Here is a 20377-nt window from a genome sequence, read left to right as displayed (position 1 = left end):
ATATTACCGCCTGAATAATGTTGACCGGTTTCGGATTTGTTTCGGTTCTCTTGGAGGGAGGCCGGCAGGATGGCCGGAAGGAAGAACGAAATGGCGGACGTCTCTTCGGTTCACCGCTTCGACTCAGGCGTTGGTGCGGAGATTCCGATAAGGCCCCCTGACCCTCACCAGGCGGAAAGCGAATTCACCCCATACCAGCTCAACCTGCTCTGCCAGTATTCCTACGGGGTGGGACGGGACGACCTGATGACCCGGGTCGGCCATCATGACTTCCACGATGCCTCTGCCGGCTCCTACTGGATTATCCGGCCCCTCCACTCGCCACGAAACGGGTTCGAAGGCATGATCGTCGCACCCGACAAGGCCGGCCACGCGGACTTGGGGCATTTGGTTGTGGTATATGCGGGAACCAATCTCAAGGATGATGCCCTCAGAGACATCCCCTCCGCCCTGACCACCTTCCTGCCGCCGGCAAACCGATTTTCGGGACAGGTCAGGGAAGCGGACATCCTGGCACGGGAGGCGTTGGATGCAGGGCGGAAGGCCGGCTTCACGAGTGGGAAGGTGGTCTTCACGGGGCACAGCATGGGCGGAGGACTGGCCCTGATCGAGGCCTCCAGGTTCGATCTCCCAGCCAGGGTCTTCTGCGCTGTCGACCCCTGGCTGGTGCTGGACGGGAACCAGCGGCGTCTGCTTCGGGCCCATCGGGTCGATGACCGCTTCCTTGATTTCAGACTCCGCAACGACCTGGTGACCGGACCGGCCAACACCCTGCTCACGGGGAGCCCGGATCGCAGTGCAAGGATCATCTGGTGCGGCAGGGGCCCCGGAAGGATCGGTCATTGGCTGGGCGACTTCTCCTTCAATGGTCAGGGAAACCCCTGCATCGCTGACACAGGCCCGGATACACACCTCGCCATCCTGCAACAGCGCCATCACCATCCGCACCTTGGCCCTGTCGTATCGTTCGGAACACAACAAGTCAGGACGGAATGACCATGGCAAGGGCAACCTGTCTCGGGGCGGGGCCCTTGCACCCATCACGGTCTGCACCCTGACTTACGTCGCTTAATCGGTTTCTATATACTGGTGCCGGAATCCAGGTATGAGACAAAGATGCCATTGTGCAGGGGTTCGGCAGTATCCACGCATTCAGAGAGGAACATGCCCATAAAGGCACTGATGTATTACGGCAAGGAAAACGTACGTATCGAGGATGTCCCGGAACCGGAGCTCAGACCAGGCACCATCAAGATACATCCGGCCTTCACGGGAATCTGCGGCGGTGATCTGCACCTCTACTATGACGGGGAAGAGAGCGGAAGCAATTCCAAGGACAAGCCCCACCCCTTTCGGGCGAAACCCTTCCCATCGTGTTCGGACATGAGATGTCCGGAACGATAGAGGCCATCGCCGATGATGTCGAGACCGACATGAAGGTCGGGGACCCGGTGGTCGTGGAGTCCGAGATGGCCTGCGGCCATTGCCCGGCGTGCAAGGCCGGCAACTACAATGACTGCGAGGTCATGGGGTTCATCGGTGTCAACGGCTGGGGCGGCGAACTCAGCGAGCATATCGTCGTGGACGCCCGCCGCGTCTATCCCATTGGCGATATACCCCTGGACCAGGCGGCGATGATCGAGCCTTTCGCCGTGGGATACCACGCCATCCGGCTGGTGGATGTGCAGCCGGGCCAGACCGCCCTGGTCGGCGGTGCCGGACCCATCGGCCTGCTTCTGGGTGTCATCCTCAAGGCCAAGGGACTCAAGGTCATCATGTCCGAGATCTCGCAGGCGCGCAAGGACAAGGCCCTAGATTCCCACGTGGCGGATGTGGTCATCGATCCGACCAAGGATGACCTCCTGGAACGTGTCAAGGAGGAGACGGACGGGAAGGGGGCCGACGTGGCCTTTGACTCCGTCGGGGCCGAATCCGTGATGCACCAGCTGCTCTCGGCTCTGAAAGCCCAGGGCCACCTGATCATCGTGGCCCTGCATGTTCGGCCCGTCACCATGAACCTCACCAAGGAGATGGGCTTCGGAGAGAAATTCATGGGCGGCTCCATGGGCTATGCGAACGATCATGCGGATGCCATCAAGCTCATCCAGGACAGGCACATCGACCTGTCCACCTTCATCACCGACAGGATCAAGGTGGAGGACATCGTCGAGAAAGGCTTCCGTCCACTGCATGAGGACGCCGAGCATCACATCAAGATTCTGGTGGAGATGTAACCTTCTGCATGCCATCCCCATCGGACCGATAAGGGCCCGCCAGCATGTACTGCGGCCGGGCCCTTCTTTATAAGGGGCCTGCCTCCCCACGACAGCACACGCGGGACGGCACCGGTCAGTCCTGCGGCTGCACGTCGGTGGCGATGTCTGCCACCACGGGCACGATCATGGGCCGACGATGCAGCTTGCGGGAGATCCATCCGCCCAGAGTGCGGCGCATCATCTGCTGGAGCTGGTAGGTGCCGGTGGTTCCCTTGGCCATAGCATCCTCGAGCTGATCGACTATCTGCGCGTTGATGGACTTGAATTCGCTCTCATCCTCGGCCACGGCGTTCAGGTAGAGCTTGGGGCCGGAGACGACCTTGCTGGTCTCGGTGTCGACCACGGCGAAGGCGGAGACGAAGCCCTCGGTGCCCAGGATCCGGCGCTGCTCCAGCTCGTCGTCGGTCAGCTGGCCCACTGAATCGCCGTCCACATAGACGTATCCACAGGGGACGGATCCAACCACAGCGGCCTGGCCATGGTAGAGGTCCACCACGTCGCCGTCCTCGGCCAGGACCACGTTCTGCGGATCCACGCCGGTCTTTACGGCAATCAGGCCATTGGCCACCAGATGCCGGTTCTCGCCGTGGATGGGCATGGCGCACTTGGGCTGCACGATGTTGTAGAAGTGCAGCAGCTCGCCCTCGTCCGAGTGGCCGGAAACATGAATGGCCGCGTTGTCGCGATTGACCACCTTGGCCCCCAACCGCACCAGCTTGTTGATGACCTTGTAGACCTCGTGCTCATTGCCGGGAATCAGCGAGCTGGCCAGGATGACCGTGTCGAACTCGTTGATGGTGATATCTCGGTGTGTCCCGTCGGCGATGCGGCCCAGAGCCGCCATGGGCTCGCCCTGGGATCCGGTGCACATGTAGACGATCTTCTCATCCGGGATGCTGTGAGCATCCTTGAGATCGATCACAGTGTCCTCGGGCAGGTGCAGGTAACCCAGGTCGGAGGCAATGGACATATTGCGGACCATGGACCTGCCGGCGAAGACCACCTTGCGGCCGAACTTGTGTGCGGCATCGACCACCTGCTGCACCCGGTGGACGTGGCTGGAGAAGGAGGCCACGATGATCTTGCGCTGGGCTTCGGCGAAGGCCTTGTCCAGGGCAGGGGCGATGGAAATCTCGGGCTTGACGAAGCCGGGGACCTCGGCATTGGTGGAATCGACCATGAGCAGGTCCACTCCGGACTCGCCCAGTTTGCTGAACTCGCGCAGGTCGGTCAGGCGGTGGTCCAGCGGCAGCGGGTCGATCTTCATATCGCCGGTGTCGATGATGTGGCCTGCCGGGGTGCGCACGGAGACGGCCAGGGCATCAGGGATGGAGTGGGTGACCGCCACGAACTCCAGGTTGAAGGGGCCCACCTTGAGCTTGTCGCGGCCCTTGACCTCAACCTCGGTGGGCTTGAGATGGTGCTCCTCGCACTTGGCGTCGACGAATCCCAGGGTCAGTTTGGAACCAATCAGGGGGATGTCCGGACGCAACTTGAGCAGGTAGGGCACACCACCGATATGGTCCTCATGCCCGTGGGTCAGCACCAGGGCATCCACCTGGTCCAGCTTGTCCTTGATGTAGCTGAAGTCAGGCAGGATCAGGTCTACGCCCGGCTGCTCCTCCTCTGGGAAGAGCACGCCGCAGTCGATGAGCAGGATGTGGCCGTTGTATTCGACCACATTCATGTTACGGCCGATTTCGCCCAGGCCACCCAGGGGGACGATGCGCATGGAGCCCTTGCGATACTTGGGGGGAGCGACCAGACGCTGTTCGGTCTGGGTACCCTTTCCGCGCTGGATGGAGCCATTGCGGCGTCCACGGGATTCACTCCGGGATCTGCCGGCCCCCTTGCCCTGCCCGGGAGTTCGGCTACGGTTCTTGGGAGAGGATTTGCTGCTTCTGCTTTTGCTTTTGCTTTTTGTACTGTCTTCTTGCCTTGTTTTTGCCATTCTCACTTGTGTTTCCATTATCTGTACCCCCGTCTGATACAGGGGCGACGCTTGGTTGCTTGTCAGGAACGCATCAGTCCCGCGGCCTTCATGCCTTTCTCGGCTTGGATCAGCTGGTCCTTGCCAGGCTCAAGATTAGGGAGCCTCATCGTCGTGTTGTCCAAGACGCCGGCCACTTTCAAAGCGGCCTTGGCCATGACCGCCTGCTGCCCTTGGCCGTTCATAGCCTGGACCAGCGGCGCCAAGGCGGTCGACAACCTCTGTGCCCCTTTCAGGTCGCCTTGATCGAACCGAGTCGCCAGGTCCTGCATAGGACCGCTGGCCACATGGGCCATAACCGATATGATGCCGACGGCACCCAAGGCCAGGAAAGGCAGGTACAGCCCGTCATCGCCGGAGTACCAGATCAGCCCCGTCTCCTTGCGCTTGATGGGAACTGCGGCCAAGTCACCAGTAGCATCCTTGACTGCCTCGACATGCGGCAACTCGGCAAGGCGGCGGTAGGTATCCACAGCCACGTGCAACCCGGTGCGGCCAGGTACATCGTAGAGCATGATTGGACGATCCGCAGACCGGCAGACGGACCTGAAATGCGCTACAACCCCATCCTGGGAGGGTCTGGAGTAGTAAGGCATGACCACCAGGAGCGCATCCGCCCCGGCTTCCTGGGTCATCTCAGCCATGCGGACCGTATGGGCAGTGTCATTGGAGCCCGCACCCGAAATGACCGGTACATCCACCGAATCCTTTACTGCCCGTACCAAATCGACTTTCTCTTCCATGTGGGTGGCTGGAGATTCGCCAGTGGTGCCGTTGACCAGCAACCCATCCGCCCCATCAGCGACAAGCCTGCGGGCCAGATTGCCAGCAGTCTCAAAATCCACTGACCCGTCATGGTTCATGGGAGTGACCATGGCCGGCACGACCCGCCCGAACGGGGCCTTGTCCAACAGATGGGTTTGGAGCTCAGACATACTTCAACGCTACTTGCAGACGGGGACTCATCACCCTCGCGACACCCTCCTCCCCCCCCCCACTGTCAGTCTCGGCCAAGCAACGTGCGCCAAACCTCCACGATCCCTGCCCAAATCAACAAGAGGGGACGAGACGGTTCCCAGTAGCATAAGCCAGATGGCAGGCAACCGGCCGCCAGGATCCGGAGGACAGCGTGGCATACGCAAAGCACTGCATCATCGGAGCGGTTCAGGCATGGTTGATATGTCTGGCCATGCTCGGCACATTGGGGCTGGCCCCGGCAAGGGCACAGGCACAGGAAGACCTTGGGTTCCCTGATCCTGACCAGGCGGGGTTCCACAATGCAGCCTTGGTGTATGCGGAGTCCAGCTTGAATGCGGAATCCGTCCGGCCGCTCTTCAGCCGCCAGGATGCCACCGGCAAAGCAATGCCGGGCGAGCCCCTCTTCGACGCTGCCGTGCTTCTGCGCTTTTCCATCAACGGCATCCAGACGGATTATGGCCGTACAACAATGAACGACTGGACAGACATCCTGGACCAGTGGTTCAAGGATGACGGCCCGATCGACGCGCTGGAACGGGCTTCAGCCGACTCCCAGGATCCGGCAGGCCCCGTCCGGAGGCGTTCAGTCATCATCATGATGCCCTGGCTGAACTCCAATGTGGCATCGTTCGGGACGGTGGACGGACAGGATCGCAACCTCTCGAGTGGCGACGACCGCCGTGCCGTGACCCGCTGGTTCGCCAGGGAGGTCGATGATCGATTCAAGCGCAAGCACGCGGATCATCTGAAGCTCTGGGGGCTGTACAGGATGAGAGAGGACGTGACCCCATTCGAGAACCACCTGATCAGGAATGATAACGATGGGGTGCACCAGGCAGGACTGCGTTGCCTGTTCATCCCGTATTTCAAGGCGGCAGGATGGGACCGCTGGAAGGAGAATGGCTTCGATCTGGCCATCATGCAACCTTCGTATGCCTTTCGGTCATCGCTTGATGGAGGCAGCGTCAACGCCTCGCGCCTGGAGGCCACAGCCTTGGCGGCACGGACGCATGGGCTCGGCGTCGAACTGGAATTCCGGGGATGCGCACGTCTGAAAAGCGAGCAGGCAATGGCCGACCAGTATCTGGCTTACGGGATTTCCACGGGATATCGCCAGGGGGCCTCGGCCGCCTTCCTGGGAGAGGGATTCGGCTCCTGCGGAATCGTCACCAGCCAGGACCCTGCCCAGCACGCCATCTATGACCATCTTGCCGACTACCTGGCAGGGCGTTCCGTCCCCTCGCCGGACCGGGACCTGCATATGCAGGCCGTTCCGGAAAAGATCAGGGGGGCATCGCAGAACCTTATTCTGGAGGCCTCCGGAATCGATCCGGGCAGCCTGGGAGCGGTTCGACTTGAAATGCAGGAGGGCGAGCGCCACTGGATGGGCAAGGCCTCCCTGGAGGGCAGGGGAAGGGACGGGTCCTGGAGGCCATTGGGGTGGGCCTATCGTGCGGCAGCCGATGCCCTGGCCGACGACTATCAGGGCATCGTGATCCGATTGGACCAATCGAAGATGTGCTCCACAGTCAGACAGATACGCCTGATCCTCCAGACCAGCCCCGATTCCCCTGTCGACAGGCCCAATATTCTGTCCGTCATGGCCGATGCCTCCCAGGAGTCCACCACGACCAACGGTCTGGCCAATGCAATAACGACCGTGGAGTCCCCCGCCTCTCAGACCGGCCCATACCCCGATGCGAGCTCCCATGAACTCCATGACGGCAGGATTTCCCGTGGGGGATGGAGTTCAGGGCTGAACGTGGGATGGGACGCAGACCCGGGGAATATAGGGATCATGCTGGATCTGGGAGCGCCCCAGGAGGTCGCAAGGGTCCGCGTGCACACACAGGGCGGGTCGGATGCCGGGGTCAACTGGCCCCTGAATGGGCTTGTCAGATTCTCCAACAGCCCCGTGCTGGTAGACCAGGGCACCGCGGATACGGCCTCTGCCGACCGTGGATGGGGGTTCTCCGCGCCTGTGGTCACCGGAAGGCACGGGCCTGCCTATGGCGATGGACTGCCCTCCGTCGCCGGTGTCACATGCCTGTCGGGCGCTGAAGCCATGTGCACCAACCAGGACGGGTACCTGGACGCCGCGGGCATGCCCGCCACTGCACGGTACCTGGGCCTGCACTTCACCACCAATGCCTGGGCCATGATATCTGAGATAGAGGTTTTCAACCGGCAGGGCACCCCCCTGGACTTCACCTACCGGCTGATCAGGAATCCAAGTCAGAGAAGCGATTACTCCGATGACGGCCTGAAGCTGACTGATGGCTTCCACACCGGGTCCTTCGTCCCGAGCCAACTGTCCGGATGGACATCGAATACGCCGGTGAGCCTGCGTTTCGACACACCGAAACCCATCGACATCACCAGGGTGTCATTGTGGACCCTGGACAACGCTCCGGCCGGAATACGGAGCCCTGATGGCTTCACCGCCGAGGCGCAGGTCGGCGGATCGTGGATCCCCCTGACAGGGCGCCTGGCCAAGACCGATCTGGGCGCTGACGGCGTGCGCCTGAATCTTGAGTGCGGCCTACACCAGAATGTGGATTCCGTCAGAATCAGGCTGCCGGGACTCGGGCCAGGCCATACATGGACCATGCTATCCGAAGTCTCGACAGAGTCCTATGGGTGAAATCCTCAACAGGATGCCTGGAAAAACCAGTCATCCCCATCGTCAAAGATCGAGAAAATGATCCAGGCCGACGATAAGGCCTGGATGGCCGCCGGCAGCTACGGCCCTCACAGCCAAGAGCACACCTGGCATGAAGGAGGATCGGTCGAAGCTGTCGGCACGTATGGTAAGCTGCTCGCCGGGATTGCCCATGAGTACCTCCTCGTGGGCATTCAATCCCTGAAGGCGCACCGCATGAACATGGACCCCGTCCACCACCTGGCCTCGGGAATCCGATTGCCTCTGGGTGCCGTCGGGCATGGGGCCCATGCCGGCCTCGCGCCGTGTGCGCCCGATAGCCTGGGCTGTGTGGATGGCGGTGCCTGAAGGAGCGTCCACCTTATCGGGATGATGGAGTTCGATGACCTCAGCGGATGTGAAGTACCTGGCTGCGGCGCTGGCGAAATGATCCGCCAGCACGGCCGAGATCGCAAAGTTCGGCGCGATAAAGACCGTCTGGCCAGCTCGTGGTGCTTCCTGCAGGGCATCCCTGACTCGCCCAAGCTTGCCGTCATCCCAGCCTGTGGTGCCGACAACCAGATCCACGCCCCTGCCCACTAGGGTCAGGACGTTATCCAGAGAGGCGTCTGGCACCGTGAATTCAACAGCGACATCAGTGGTGGCCGGGTTGATCCCTTCCAGGCCGCCCTGCTTTTCGGCAGCCACCGACAAAGCCATGTCGTCTGCCTGTTCCAAGGCCTGAATGACGCTGGAACCCATACGGCCCTCGGCCCCTACCACGGCGACCCTGATCATGCTGTACCTCCCTGTCCAAGCTTTGCAAAGACTTCGCTCCCAGTGTAAGCATGGACTGGAAGCGGGCATGGCGACATCCCGCAAAAAGAACAGGTCGGCCCCGTGATGAACAGCCTTGGGGCAGCCTTGCTCAGGCGCGATCAACCTGCGGGTTGGCTGGAGAGCCCGGTATGACCCAGGCCCGTGGTTGCAGGTTTCGCAGGCCTGTCATTCAAGGACCTGCACATTGCCGGAGGGCCCTTTACGCACCTCTTGGACCCGTCAGACAGCACCGGGCGATGTCAGAGGTCAGCGCTCTGTCTTCATCCGATTGGCTGCCCTCATGCTAAAAACCCATCCCAGGACCGCCAGGGGTATGGCGCAGCAGGTGACGATGGCGGGAATGGTCATGCCGCCATGGGGGCCGAACCTGTCCAGGGCGATGCCGGCCAGGGTGGAGCCCAGGGAGGTTCCGATGGACCCCCCGGTGGAGAGCCAGGAGAGCCCTTCGGTCAGGGCGTGGGAGTCCACGTTCTCCCGGACGATCAGGTTGCCGGTGGCGAAGATGGGCGAGACGCACAGGCCCGAGAGGACTTCGGCCACGCCCAGGAGGACCAGGTGGTCCATGACCAGCCTGAAGACCACATAGCCGGCGGTCAGAAGGGTCAGGAAGACCACCAGGTAGCGCCACCGGGACCCCTTGAGCTTGATCGACCCGAAGATCATGGCCCCGCAGAGGGAGCCCAGGGCGAAGAGGGCCAGCTGGAGGCCTACGGCCCCCTCCCTGCCCATGGCCTTGGTCAGGGCCGTCACCGAAACATCCACGGCAGAGAAGCTCATATTGAAGACGATGAAGATAACAAAGAGGAGGAGGATGCCGGGATATGCCAGGGCCGACCTGGAACCCCGCCTTCCGTCCGAGTCCCCGGGGAGGACGCTGCCACCATCATCGACCGGCGAGTGGTCGGCGGCCCTGGTCTTGGCGGTTTCCATGCGGACAATGGCCGGGGGCTCGGTGGACCGCATGGAGAAGAAGGTCAATCCACCGACGAGCAGGGCCGCTGCCGGCAGGAAGAGCTGGGAGACGGGACTGACCGAGGTGGCCAGGTAGGCGGAGAGGATGGGCCCCAGGATGAAGACGCACTCGTCCAGTCCGGACTCCAGGGCATAGGCCGTGTTGAGCAGGTTGGTCCTGTCGTCACGCAGGACCCAGGCCCAGCGTGTGCGGACCAGGGCCCCGAAGGCGAACTGGGTCAACCCCATCAGGGCGGCCAGGACGAAGAGCAGACCCAGGGGGACCTTTTTCATGGCCCCGAAGGCGAACCCCAGGATGGCCAGCGTCTGGACCAGGAGGGCCACCAGACCCACACGGCGTTGGCCGAACCGGTCGAAGAGGCGGGCGTAGACCGGGGTGACCAGGGCGGCGCTGAGTGTATAGACCGCACTCATCAACCCGGCTGAGGTCCAGTTGTCATAGATGTGGTTCAGGGCCAGGACGATACCCAAACCCATCATCCCCAGGGGCAGACGGGCCAGGACCGCCGCGAGGCAGAAGCCCACCGCACCGGGGTAGGTGAAGAGCCGCAGGAAGGGTGACCTTGGTTCCTTCATGACCTTCCGCACCTTTCCAGCTGTTCACGGACCCTGCCGCCGTAGATGAAAATGTCGTCGATGCCCTCGAAGAAGGTGGGGTCGACCCCAAGGGAATCAACCTGGGAATCGGCCTGGGGCCGCTGGGAGAAGGCCGCATAGTCCTTGCCCCCGAGCTCGGCCAGACAGGTCATGCCCTGGTGGTCGTAGTAGCCCACATCGCAGGAGGAGTCGGTGTGGAGGTAGAAGTCGGCCACCCCCTGCCGGTCCAGATGGCTCAGGGTGTCCCGCCAGAGCATCCGTCCAATGCCATGGCCGCGCGCCTTGTCGCTGACCAGGAAGAGTTTCAGCTCGGCCTGGGGCGGCGTGGTCAGGCCGGTCTCCTCCTCCAGACGCACCTCGGTGGCCTGCCAGTGCCGGGCGCTGGCCAGGGTCTTCCTCCCCAGGGGGGTCGAGTTCAGGGTGTCGTCGACGGCTTCCAGACAGGCCTGGGCCTGGGGGAAACTGAGCGGCCCCTGGCACTCCCTGAGCAGGGTGACCCCCATGAACCGCCCACCCATGCAGGCGATGCGGGCCCGGGTGGTCTGGGTCAGGTAAGCCAGGATGAAGTGCTCGGCGCTCAGTTGCGAAACCTTGCCGTCCCTGTCCTCCTCAACCCTCCAGGTCCTGTCGAACTCCTTGACCAGGTCGGGCATATCGCTCCAGGCCATGGGACGTATCGAGGGAACCTGCCGGCTGGTCTGGCCCTTATCGGCCAGGTCGAACTCTGCCATCACTTGTCACTCCGTCTGACGGCAACAGGCGGCAGGGGCGCATCAGGCCGCCCCGGCTGGTCCGGTCACCGTATACCTACTCAGGGGCACCCATCGCCACCCAGGGGGGAGCGGGGTCTGCCAGGGACCAGCCCGACCATGCCTGGCATGTCGGCCTGCATCCCGTTCTTGTCATTCCGTCTGCTGGGCCCGCCCCGCTGGTTCAGTCGTTGTCCGACTCCTGCGGAGCACCCCGACGCAGCCCCCGGAGGATCTCCTCCTGGGTTCTGGGTCTTGCCCTGATAAGCCGCCGGGATGGTTGGGCCTCACTAACATAATAAAGGCAGGCGTCGATGCTCGACAGGTCGATTCCCTCCAGGCGTGACAGGAGGATCCGGTACAGGTCGAGCTGGGCCAGTTTCTCGCTGGTCTCCTCCTCGGTCCGGGGCCTGGCGCCGGTCTTCCAATCCACGATGGTGTAGAGCCTGGAGCCGTCATCCTGGTCCAATCCCCCGCGGAAGACGGCATCCAGCTTGCCCTTGACGATGGTGCCCTCCAGAACGGCCACGATGGGACGCTCCACCCAGGCCGGGGTCCGCCGGGCCCAGTCGGATTCGGCCAGACGGCGCTCCCAGATCCTGAGACGCCGGGCCGTCTTCCCGTCCGGGCTCTGGACCGGGGCATCCTGGTTCGAGGCATCCTGGTTCGAGGATGTGCGGCCCGAGGCCTCCTGACCCGCGACAGCCCGGTCCGAGACAGCCTGACCCATGCCGTCCTCTTCGGAGTCCAGGGCCGTAACCATCCGGCGGCGTTCAGCCAGGGCCTCCGGGCCCAGGGGTCCGACCGACCCTATCAGGCGGCCGTCCGGGCCGGATTGGACGGACGACTCATCGGGTGAGCCTCCCCCGCCCTGGTCCGCCACATCGAGCAGGCCAGAGGAGTTCTGGAGGTCCGGCAGGATGAATCGTTGGGCCCAGTCGTGGAAGAGGGTGCCTGCCTGGGCCAGGGGCGAGGCCACCCGGGGCACGGGCCTGACCAGGCCCTCCCAGTAGTCCCGCTCCCTGGCGGCATCCATCGTGCCGGACCTTGTCTGGATGGAGGTGACGCTTTGGGCGCCATGACTGATGATTCCCCGGCCCGTGCGACGCAGGACGTCCAGGTCCGTGACCAGACGGTCGCCGGTGACCCCCAGACGGCCGGTGTCGACCTGGAGCACCTGGACCGCATCGGCATAGAGGCTGCCTTCTCCATGTCGGGTCCCGGTTGGATCGGTGTCGGGGCCCACCCACTCGGCGCTGCGACGAAGGGCCCGGCCGACCTTGGACCCCATGGCCACCGGCCAGAAGGACCGGTCGGTTCCGTCCCGCCTGGCTGCCAGTTGGTCCACCTGGTCCAGGGCCTCCCCCACCAGGGCATCCCGATAGGCCCCGGCATCCTGACCAAGCAGGAGGCCCACGGGAGGGGTCGGCGGGCAGACCGCACCCTCGTCGGGCTCCTGGTCGCCGGCGACGGGATCAAGCCTGATGGCTTCAGAATCGCCACGCAGGCCATCAACCAGTTCCAGCCAGAAGTTCGAGGCCTCGGCCTCGGCATCGACCTGGGGGGTGTTGAGCGCGGGATTGGTGTCGGTGGTCTGCCCGCCGAAGGTCAGGAGGAGGTCGTGCCGGGCCCTGGTCACGGCCACATAAGCCAGCCTTCGCTCGTCGTTATGGTAGCGGTTTCCGTACTCTTCTTTCTGTGACAAGTACCCCTTCTTGTCCAGGAAGTCACAGGGCTCCCCCTCATCGTCCACGCCCGTGGCCCTGACCCCGCCGATCGCCTCGTCCTCCAAGGCGGCCAGATCCAGACCACCAAGGTCATCCCCGGGTTCGGATCCGGGCCTGGCGTCGTGGGGGAACCTGGGCAGGATCATGGCATCCGCCCTGACCGGAACGGGGACGGCCTGAGGATCCTCCAACCAGGTATGGGCCATGTTCAGGTAGCTGGGTGACGCACCCTCCTGCCCGCCTTGCGAGGCCCCGTCCTCCCGCTTCTGAATCTTCAGGTAGTCACCCTGACTGCTGGGAAAAGCACCTTTGGACAACCCCACCACAGCCACGGCATCCCACTCCAGGCCCTTGGCCTGGTGGATGGTCATCAGGGCCACATCGGCATGGTTGTCGATTCCGGTATCGGGCAGGTCGGGACTCTGGACCATGGCATCCACCCAGGCCACGAACCCGGGCAGGCTGGGCCCCAGACCGGCAGGCAACTCGGAGACATAAGTGTCCACCTGGTCCAGGAGGGCCTCGATGCCGGTATTGGCCTGGCTGGGTTGGAGGGGTTGGTCAGGCCGGTCCATGGCCCGGGAAAGGACCAGGTCGATGTCCAGGTCCAGGGCCTGGATGGCGGCGATGACCACCTGCCTGAGCGGGGCGGACGACTGGGCCTGGACCCGTCGTATGACCTCGGCGGCCCTGGTGGCCAGGGTGCGGCCACGGGGACTGAGCCGGGAGGTCCGCAAGAGGTCGGCCAGGTCGTCGCGCAGGAGGAGGTCGATCAGGAAGAGGGAGTTGGGCACCTGGTTCCGGTGCTCACGGACCAGGTCCTTCCTGGCCTGTCGGTCCTCCGTTTCGGGGACCAGGCCTGCCTGGAGGAGGGCCCGGTACCGACTGTCGGTATTGATGGTCTCGGCCAGGGAGGCCAGGGCACTCAGGTCGGCAGGGTTCATGTTGAACCGGGCCGAGGCCAGGAGACGCATCAGGGAGCTGCTGTCGGTATGGTCGCAGATCACCCGCAGGAGGGCCAGGAGGTCCATGACCTCGGGAAGGTCGAAGAGGGCCGAGTACCCCACCACCTGGCAGGTCAGCCCAGCCGATTCCAGGGCCTCCCGGTACTGGGGCATCCTGGACTTGGAACGGAAGAGGACGGCCACGTGGGGGGCATCGGGGTCCTCGCCCCGACCATCGGTGCCCGGCTTGCCATACCGGGAACGGGCGTGGAGGGCGAACCGGACCACCGCGTCGATCTCCTGGCCGATGGTGCTGTACCCGAGCAGGCCGATGGTTCCCTGGTCGGCGTCATCCCTGGCCTCCAGACGGGCCACATCGACCTCGTCCATCCTGGCGCTGGAGAACCGGTCCGTCTCCTGCCTGAGCGGGACCGTCAGGAGGTTGGCCGCCCGCAGGACCATCCTGGAATTCCTGAAGGTGCGGGAGAGTGTCAGGGGGTCCTGGTCCCCGGACCTGCCGAAGGTGGCCACCCCGCCCATCCGGCCGTCCTGGACCGTGGGTTTCTCGGCCAGCATCCCGAACTGGGACTGGAAGGTGCGGAAGGCGCCCGGGCTGGCTCCACGCCAGGCATATATGGACTGGAAGGGGTCGCCCACGGCGGTCACGGCCGACCTGGATGGATGGGAGCGGGCCCGATTCCGGTCGTCGAGGCCATCGACGGGAGCATAACCACCGGGATGGGCCTGGTCACCGGGCTGTTCCCATCCGTCTGGACGGTCCTGACTGACCGGGTGTGATTCGTCAGACTCCCCTGTCCGGTCTTCAGGATGGAAGATGGCGGCCAGGAGGAGGGCCTGGGTGGTGGAGGTGTCCTGGTATTCATCCAGGAACACGTGGGTGAACCTGCGGCGGTAGTGGGCGCCGATGGAGGGGAAACGGTCGACCAGTTGGAAGGCGGCCAGGGTGAAGTCGCCGAACTCGGCCATGTTGGCCTGACGCTTGGCTTTCTGGTAGTAGTCGGCCAGGGTCAGGAGCTTCTCCCGGGTCCGGGCGGTGCGGAGCAGACGGTTGGCCTGATAGAGCCGGAAGTCCAGACGCTTCTTCCTCATCTTCTCCAGCTTGAGGGCATAGTCCTCGTCACTGTCCTTCTTCGCTCTTTTGGGACGATTCATGGAGGGATCAGAGGGCTCGGCGTCCGGTATGGGACGGCCGTCGATCAGGGCCTCGGTCCGGTCGATGAAGGCCTGGTCCCAGGCCCGCACCCGGGCCAGCGCCCGGTCGAAGTCCGGGCAGTCCCTGCTGATCATGGAGGAGGTCAGGGCCTGGGTGATGCCCAGGACCTGGTTGACCGTGGTCTCAAAGGTGCCGGACCCCACGTCATCCTGGTCCCCGGCCCTGATCCGGGCCAACCGTGCCGCCTGGTCCGGCCCGCCGACGGTGGCCGCCGAGAACCCCGACAGGGGGTCATCCACGTCCAGACCACCCTCGACCTGGTCCATGACCTCCTGGCGGTCGGGGAAGACCAGGTCGATGTGGTCGGCCACCACCCCGGCGGCCAGCTGGAAGGCCCCGGGTGCGCTCAGGGGCTGGGTGTCCTGGTCCATGCCGACCAGGAGTCCATACTGGCGGACGATGGACTGGAAGAAGGCGTCGTAGGTGAAGACCGAGGGCTTGAGGAAGTTCCTCTCCGGGTCCACCGCTCCGGATTGCGAACCCGGGCGGTTCCTGATGACGGCCGCGGAGACCCTGGAAAGGAGCTCGGAGGCCGCCTTCCGGGTGAAGGTCAACCCCAGGATCTGCTCCGAGGGGACCCCCTTCTCGATCAGTGCGATGATGCGTTGGGTCATGGTCATGGTCTTGCCGGACCCAGCCCCGGCCACGACCAGGAGGTCCTCACCGACCCCGGCATCGATGATGGCCGACTGCTCTGCTGTCTGTCTCATTCCTGATCCTCCAGAAGATTGGGCGCCAGCTGCTCCCAGGCCGCGCAGACCCCATCCCTGCCATGCTTGTGGCAGCGGGAGGGGTCAAAGAGGGCATCGGGGTGGTTGGCCGAGAGTCTGACCCCGGCGGCGAAGAAGATCCGGGCCACCATGGTCAGGTCCCAGGCGATTTGATCCCCGCCGGCATGGTTGCGGACCATGTCCCAGACCTCCTGGTCAACCCCCTGGGGAGATTCGACAGGCAGGTCTTCCAGGTCGGCCAACTTGGAGGGGTTCGGTACTCCGGTCCTGGCCTGGTAGTTGGAAGTGAAGGCCCCATTATGGAAGATGGGCGGCTGGTAGCGGGCCTCCTCGGGTCTGGTCCCCCTGTCGGGGTCCTTGGGAGGTTTTGCCACATCGAAGAGGATGGACTGGCTGATGGGGAGACCACCCCCCTTCCCCGGGTCGGGGGCTCCGGGCAGGGACCAGCCGGCCTCGGCTCCCGCCTGAACCCCCTCCTCGGAGGTCTGGAAGGCCAGTCCAAGCTGATAACAGACCAGCTGAAGGTCGTTGAAGAGCTGGGTGCCGCTGTGAACACGGCCGGTCTTGTAATCCACCAGCCGCAGGTAGTGCCGGCCCTCTATGCACCGCGATTCCAACCTGTCGATCCTACCGGTCAGCCTGACGGCCGTTGCAGGGGTGAGCGCCTCGGGGAAACCACCGACCAGACCGGAGAGGAGGCTGAAGAACCGTTCCCGGCTCAGGGGCCTATCGGGGAAGGTGGCCCTCCAGACCCCGGAGAGGTCGTCCATGGTTATGGTCACGTTGAAGGAACGCTCGCTCTGGACCCCCTCCAGGCTACCTACAGGAACCGGTTTGTTCCCTCCGCACCCGTACCCGTCGGTTGAGCCGTGGACGAAGTAGGAGGCCAGGGTGTCGATGATCCCCTCGACCTGGTGCTCCCGACTGTGGATGTCATAGAGCCCCTTGGGGTCCAGGCCGTCAGGAGGATTCTGGGCGAACTCCTGGTATATATCCAGCAATTCGGCCGATACCCTGGCCTTGCGGTCCGTCAGGGATCGGGCATCCTGACCCAGCTCTCCCTGGTCCGGCTTGTCCAGCCCGCGATTGGTGCCCTCCTGGGCGACCCGGTGGATCAGGGAACCGAAATCGGTGGCCACCCTGCTCGGCTGGGGGCCGGAGTACCGGTCACTCATGACCCATTCCAAGGGGCATTGCCAGATTCTGTCCACGGCGGACGGGGAGAGGGAGACCACCTGAGGCAAAGCCTGATCCGATGCGTCCGGCTCTTGGGCAGGAGACTTCCCCATCGTCGGCACCGATGTCCCGACCTCTCTGATCTTGGATACCGACAAGACCGACTCCGATGCATCGGAAGGGGCACGGTCGTGACCGCCAGGACCCGAATCAGCGAGGTTCGAACCTTCCTCGACGGAATCGACCGAGGGGGATTGCCCTGTCTCGAATTGGTCTGAGCCATATTGACCTGAACCGGACTGGTCTGATCCGGACCGCATTGCCCTGGTTTGGTCTGAGCCGGACCGGTCCGCATGTTCCTCCGCTTCAAAGTCCGCATACAGGAAGGGCCAGCACCTGGGATCGGCCTCCTGCAAACCCGACTTGGAGAGCAGGCGCAGGGTATCGACGGCATCATCGATCCTGGCCTGATCGGCACCATCCTCCCGGAGGGCCTGTCTGGCCAGGAGGGAGCGGGCGGCGGCGGTCAGTCCCCTGGGTGAGACCTCCAGGCCGCCGTATTCCCGGCTCTCCTCGGCACCGGCCCCCACCTGGGTGAAGTCGGCCTGGGCCATGTCGGAGGTCCGCTCATAGAACTCGGGCAGGTAGCCATAGAGAAAGTCCGAGGGGACCGTGTCGTCGTTCCAGACGGCGCTGACCCGCACCTGCTCCCCGGCCCGGGTCACCGCCTCCAGGAACCCCTTCTTCTCGGCGTAGAGGATCGACTGGAGCCTGGGGTCATGGCTGAAGGAGGACCGGTCGGGCTCCCCGATGCGGTTGTGGAGGACCAGGTCGGCCAGGTCCTCGGCCCCGAACATGGTGTCACGGGGGGTCAGGTTGGGCCAGACCCCATCCTGGATGGCCGGAAGCCAGACCAGGGGCCAGACCCTGGCCAGGGCGGCGGCACCGGCCGGGGTGGTCAGGGTGACCGCATGCTCGATGGGGCCGATATGGGCCAGGGAGTCCGCCTCGATCTGCATGCTGCGCACCTGGTCCATGAAGGCCTGGACGGTGCGGAACCGTTGGGAACCGGCCGCATACTGGAAGAGACGCATCAGGGCGTCCAGACGGTCGTTGACCTCCTCGCCCTCCTGGGTGGCCACCAGGGCGCGCCGCTGCCAGTCATCGGCCAGCCCCAGGCTCCGCCAGGCCTCCCAGAGCACGTACTGGGGCTGGGAATCAGGCAGGGCGGCAATCCTGTCGGCGGTGGTCGTGACCACCTTCAGGGCATGGCGGAGGGCGTGAACATCCGGATCCTCCATGCGGCCACCCGCGATGGCGGCCATGACGGCCAGGATCGTCTGCGAGGAATCCTGCGGATCCAACAGGAGCATGGTCTGGAGGGCGTCCACACTCAGACCGGACGCGGAGGTCGGTGCCTGCCCGGTCCCGGAAATCAGGGAATCATCGACCTTGATGCCCCTCTGCCGGGCGGTGTCGGTCTCCTGGGTCCGGATGGCCCGGGCCCAATCCTGCCAGGCCGCGACCAGACCAGGCAGGGCCGACAGGGTCTCCTCGGCGGGATCCGCAGCCGCCGTGGTCGTATCCGTGTCCCGGGAGGATGTCTCCCCGCATGTCGGATCCGAGTCTCCGGAGGACCGGACCCGGGACAGGACGGCCATGGAGTCCATCAGGGATTCCAGGTGTTCCATCCGCACGGGTCGTTCATGCCGACCCTCCCCCACCTTCGCGCTGATCAGGGGACTGACCATCAGGGTGCGCAGATGCCGCCTGACCCAGGAGGCGACTGCGGCGGGGCTGGTTTCGTCGGTGGGCAGTGTGGATGGGTCCTGCACGGCCTGGGCCAGCTCGACCAGGGCGAAGAGCCCCTGGATGGTCGGGTCCTCACTGAGTGGCCGGGTGACCGACGAATATCGGACCGGGACCCCCTGGACCCTGAGTTTGCGGCCCAGGGCGCGAATGGTCGCATTGTCGTGGGCGATGACGGCCATCTCGTTCCAGTCCCTGCCCTGGGTCAGGAACTCATGCTTGACCTGCCAGACCAGGTCGTCCTCCTCCTGGGCGGGGGTATGGAAGAGCCGGGCCCTGACCGAACCGTCGGCAAGGAGGGGGTCGGCCGAGGCCAGGGGTGCCACAGGTCCGGCACCGGGCCAGGCCGGCAACTTGCCTGGTCTGCCGGGAAGGGGCCTGTCGGCCTCCTCCAGGCTGGCGATGCCGAGGGAGATACGGGCGGCCACCAGGTCCGCATAGGAACCGGGACCGTCATGGGATTCCCGATCGGGCAGGGCCGATGCCGAGTCGTCACCTGGCCCCTGACCGGAGGCGGCCGATGTCCGATCCGGACCGGATGCACCAGCTTGGCCGACGCCCCGACCATCCATGTAGGGGACCACGATACGACGCGGTTCCAGGACCATCTGCCTTGCGTCGAGGCAGGCGAAATCATCGGCCAGCATGGGGGCCGCATCCCCCTGGATACGCGCGCTGAGGCCGGTCAGCCTGGTCGCCAGGAATTCCGGATAGGACCCGCGGAAGGATTGGACCGACTGGTCGCAGTTCCCCACCAGAAGCAGACGGCACCCGGCCCGGTTCAGGGTCTGGAGGAATCCCATCCCGGCCAGGGTGACATCCTGCCAATCATCCACGACCAGGAAGCGCGGCAGAGTCAGTCCGTCGACCCTGCCGACTCCCTCGGCCGCCCCGACCATCAGCAGGGACGGGTCCAAACGGAATTCGCCGGGGTAGGTCCGGTCGATGCACTCCAGGTATTCGTCGTTCAGGGCGAAGGCCAACCGCCATTGCAGGCCGAGACGCTCCTTCCGGTCCAGGTCGATGGACTGGGTTTCCAGGGCGGACAGGAGCTGGTCCCTGTCGCCGGAGGTGACCCCCAGCTCGGTCATCCGGGCGAACATGTCGCGCAACTGGGCGATGAACCGGTTGCTGACCCCCTCGACCTGGCCGTCCGCCTGGGTGACCAGGACCGAGGACCAGCCTGATTCGCTTTGGAAGTAGCGCTCCAGGAGCCTGCATACCGCGCAATCATCACCGGCCCGGACATGCTCGATGTGATCGGCCATGACCTGGCGAAGGAGTGCATCCTGTTCTGCCCCGTTCAGAAGTCTGGGAAGCGACGCCCCCTCTTTTCCCGTCAACGAAGCGGCCTGGGTCAGCACCTGGAAGGCCAGGGCCTGTAGGGTTCCCACGGGCCGGGTCCTGCCGGCGCTCCCCCGTTCCAGGATGACCTGGCGGCTGATCCGGTCCGCGGCGGTGCGGCCCGAAACCACCATGAAGGCATCACGGTCACCGAACGTTTCCATGCCGACCAGGAGGGCACGGGTGGCCACGGTGGTCTTGCCGCTGCGTGGCGGCCCGGCGACGACCAGGGTCGAGGTCCCCTCCCCATCGGGGCCCCTGAGCTCGCCGTCGATCAATTCCCGGACCTCGGCAGGGACCTGATCCGCGTCAACCGGTCTGCTTTCGTTCATGCCTTCAGGGTAGGCCCCAGGCTGGTCCTGTCGCGGA

At 64.4% G+C, this 20377-nt stretch carries 10 protein-coding genes; 3 read left to right on the top strand and 7 right to left on the bottom strand.

The window, feature by feature from the left end:
* Window positions 1-69: 69 nt before the first annotated feature.
* Window positions 70-996 (top strand): hypothetical protein, encoded by a 927-nt coding sequence (locus Q0K62_RS01855; protein WP_297316286.1) that lies wholly within the window; start codon window positions 70-72, stop codon window positions 994-996.
* 392 nt (window positions 997-1388) lie between these two features.
* Window positions 1389-2234, top strand: a complete 846-nt coding sequence (locus tag Q0K62_RS01850; protein ID WP_297316285.1) for a zinc-binding dehydrogenase — start codon at window positions 1389-1391, stop codon at window positions 2232-2234.
* A 115-nt stretch (window positions 2235-2349) separates the two neighbouring features.
* On the opposite strand, the gene Q0K62_RS01845 is transcribed toward Q0K62_RS01850, so the two are convergent.
* Both Q0K62_RS01845 and dapA read right to left on the bottom strand, forming a co-directional pair.
* Window positions 2350-4245, bottom strand: a complete 1896-nt coding sequence (locus tag Q0K62_RS01845; protein ID WP_297316284.1) for a ribonuclease J — start codon at window positions 4243-4245, stop codon at window positions 2350-2352.
* A 44-nt stretch (window positions 4246-4289) separates the two neighbouring features.
* Entirely contained in the window at window positions 4290-5201 is a 912-nt protein-coding gene (dapA, locus tag Q0K62_RS01840; RefSeq protein WP_297316283.1) for a 4-hydroxy-tetrahydrodipicolinate synthase, read from the bottom strand.
* Window positions 5202-5395: 194 nt separating this feature from the next.
* Here dapA and Q0K62_RS01835 point away from each other — a divergent pair, with 194 nt between their 5' ends.
* The gene (locus Q0K62_RS01835; RefSeq protein WP_297316282.1) at window positions 5396-7888 is read left to right on the top strand and encodes a DUF4855 domain-containing protein; all 2493 of its coding nucleotides are present in this window, start codon (window positions 5396-5398) and stop codon (window positions 7886-7888) included.
* A 42-nt stretch (window positions 7889-7930) separates the two neighbouring features.
* Here Q0K62_RS01835 and dapB read toward each other — a convergent pair whose 3' ends face one another.
* The 5 genes from dapB to Q0K62_RS01810 all read right to left on the bottom strand — a co-directional run bounded on the left by dapB (window position 7931) and on the right by Q0K62_RS01810 (window position 20340).
* Window positions 7931-8683, bottom strand: a complete 753-nt coding sequence (dapB, locus tag Q0K62_RS01830) for a 4-hydroxy-tetrahydrodipicolinate reductase (RefSeq protein ID WP_297316281.1) — start codon at window positions 8681-8683, stop codon at window positions 7931-7933.
* A gap of 288 nt (window positions 8684-8971) precedes the next feature.
* A complete protein-coding gene (locus Q0K62_RS01825) occupies window positions 8972-10273 on the bottom strand; it encodes an MFS transporter (RefSeq protein ID WP_297316280.1) in 1302 nt (433 codons plus the stop codon).
* A complete protein-coding gene (locus tag Q0K62_RS01820) occupies window positions 10270-11025 on the bottom strand; it encodes a GNAT family N-acetyltransferase (protein WP_297316279.1) in 756 nt (251 codons plus the stop codon). Before Q0K62_RS01820 ends, Q0K62_RS01825 begins: the two co-directional genes overlap by 4 nt.
* 202 nt (window positions 11026-11227) lie before the next feature.
* Window positions 11228-15658, bottom strand: a complete 4431-nt coding sequence (locus Q0K62_RS01815) for an ATP-dependent DNA helicase (RefSeq protein ID WP_297316278.1) — start codon at window positions 15656-15658, stop codon at window positions 11228-11230.
* Entirely contained in the window at window positions 15655-20340 is a 4686-nt protein-coding gene (locus tag Q0K62_RS01810) for a PD-(D/E)XK nuclease family protein (RefSeq protein ID WP_297316277.1), read from the bottom strand. The genes Q0K62_RS01815 and Q0K62_RS01810 overlap by 4 nt, the downstream gene beginning before the upstream one ends.
* Window positions 20341-20377: the final 37 nt, after the last annotated feature.

Origin of the sequence: uncultured Bifidobacterium sp. (assembly GCF_945269915.1) — a bacterium.
GTDB classification, from domain to species: Bacteria; Actinomycetota; Actinomycetes; order Actinomycetales; family Bifidobacteriaceae; genus Bombiscardovia; species Bombiscardovia indica.
This window is presented reverse-complemented; position numbering and strand designations above follow the sequence as displayed.

What these genes read in the sequence shown, in the direction of transcription:
- Q0K62_RS01855 (WP_297316286.1), top strand. Translation starts at nt 70, where the DNA reads ATGGCCGGAAGGAAGAACGAAATGGCGGACGTCTCTTCGGTTCACCGC.
- Q0K62_RS01850 (WP_297316285.1), top strand. Translation starts at nt 1,389, where the DNA reads ATGTCCGGAACGATAGAGGCCATCGCCGATGATGTCGAGACCGACATG.
- Q0K62_RS01845 (WP_297316284.1), bottom strand. Translation starts at nt 4,245, where the DNA reads ATGGAAACACAAGTGAGAATGGCAAAAACAAGGCAAGAAGACAGTACA.
- dapA (WP_297316283.1), bottom strand. Translation starts at nt 5,201, where the DNA reads ATGTCTGAGCTCCAAACCCATCTGTTGGACAAGGCCCCGTTCGGGCGG.
- dapB (WP_297316281.1), bottom strand. Translation starts at nt 8,683, where the DNA reads ATGATCAGGGTCGCCGTGGTAGGGGCCGAGGGCCGTATGGGTTCCAGC.
- Q0K62_RS01825 (WP_297316280.1), bottom strand. Translation starts at nt 10,273, where the DNA reads ATGAAGGAACCAAGGTCACCCTTCCTGCGGCTCTTCACCTACCCCGGT.
- Q0K62_RS01820 (WP_297316279.1), bottom strand. Translation starts at nt 11,025, where the DNA reads ATGGCAGAGTTCGACCTGGCCGATAAGGGCCAGACCAGCCGGCAGGTT.
- Q0K62_RS01815 (WP_297316278.1), bottom strand. Translation starts at nt 15,658, where the DNA reads ATGAGACAGACAGCAGAGCAGTCGGCCATCATCGATGCCGGGGTCGGT.
- Q0K62_RS01810 (WP_297316277.1), bottom strand. Translation starts at nt 20,340, where the DNA reads ATGAACGAAAGCAGACCGGTTGACGCGGATCAGGTCCCTGCCGAGGTC.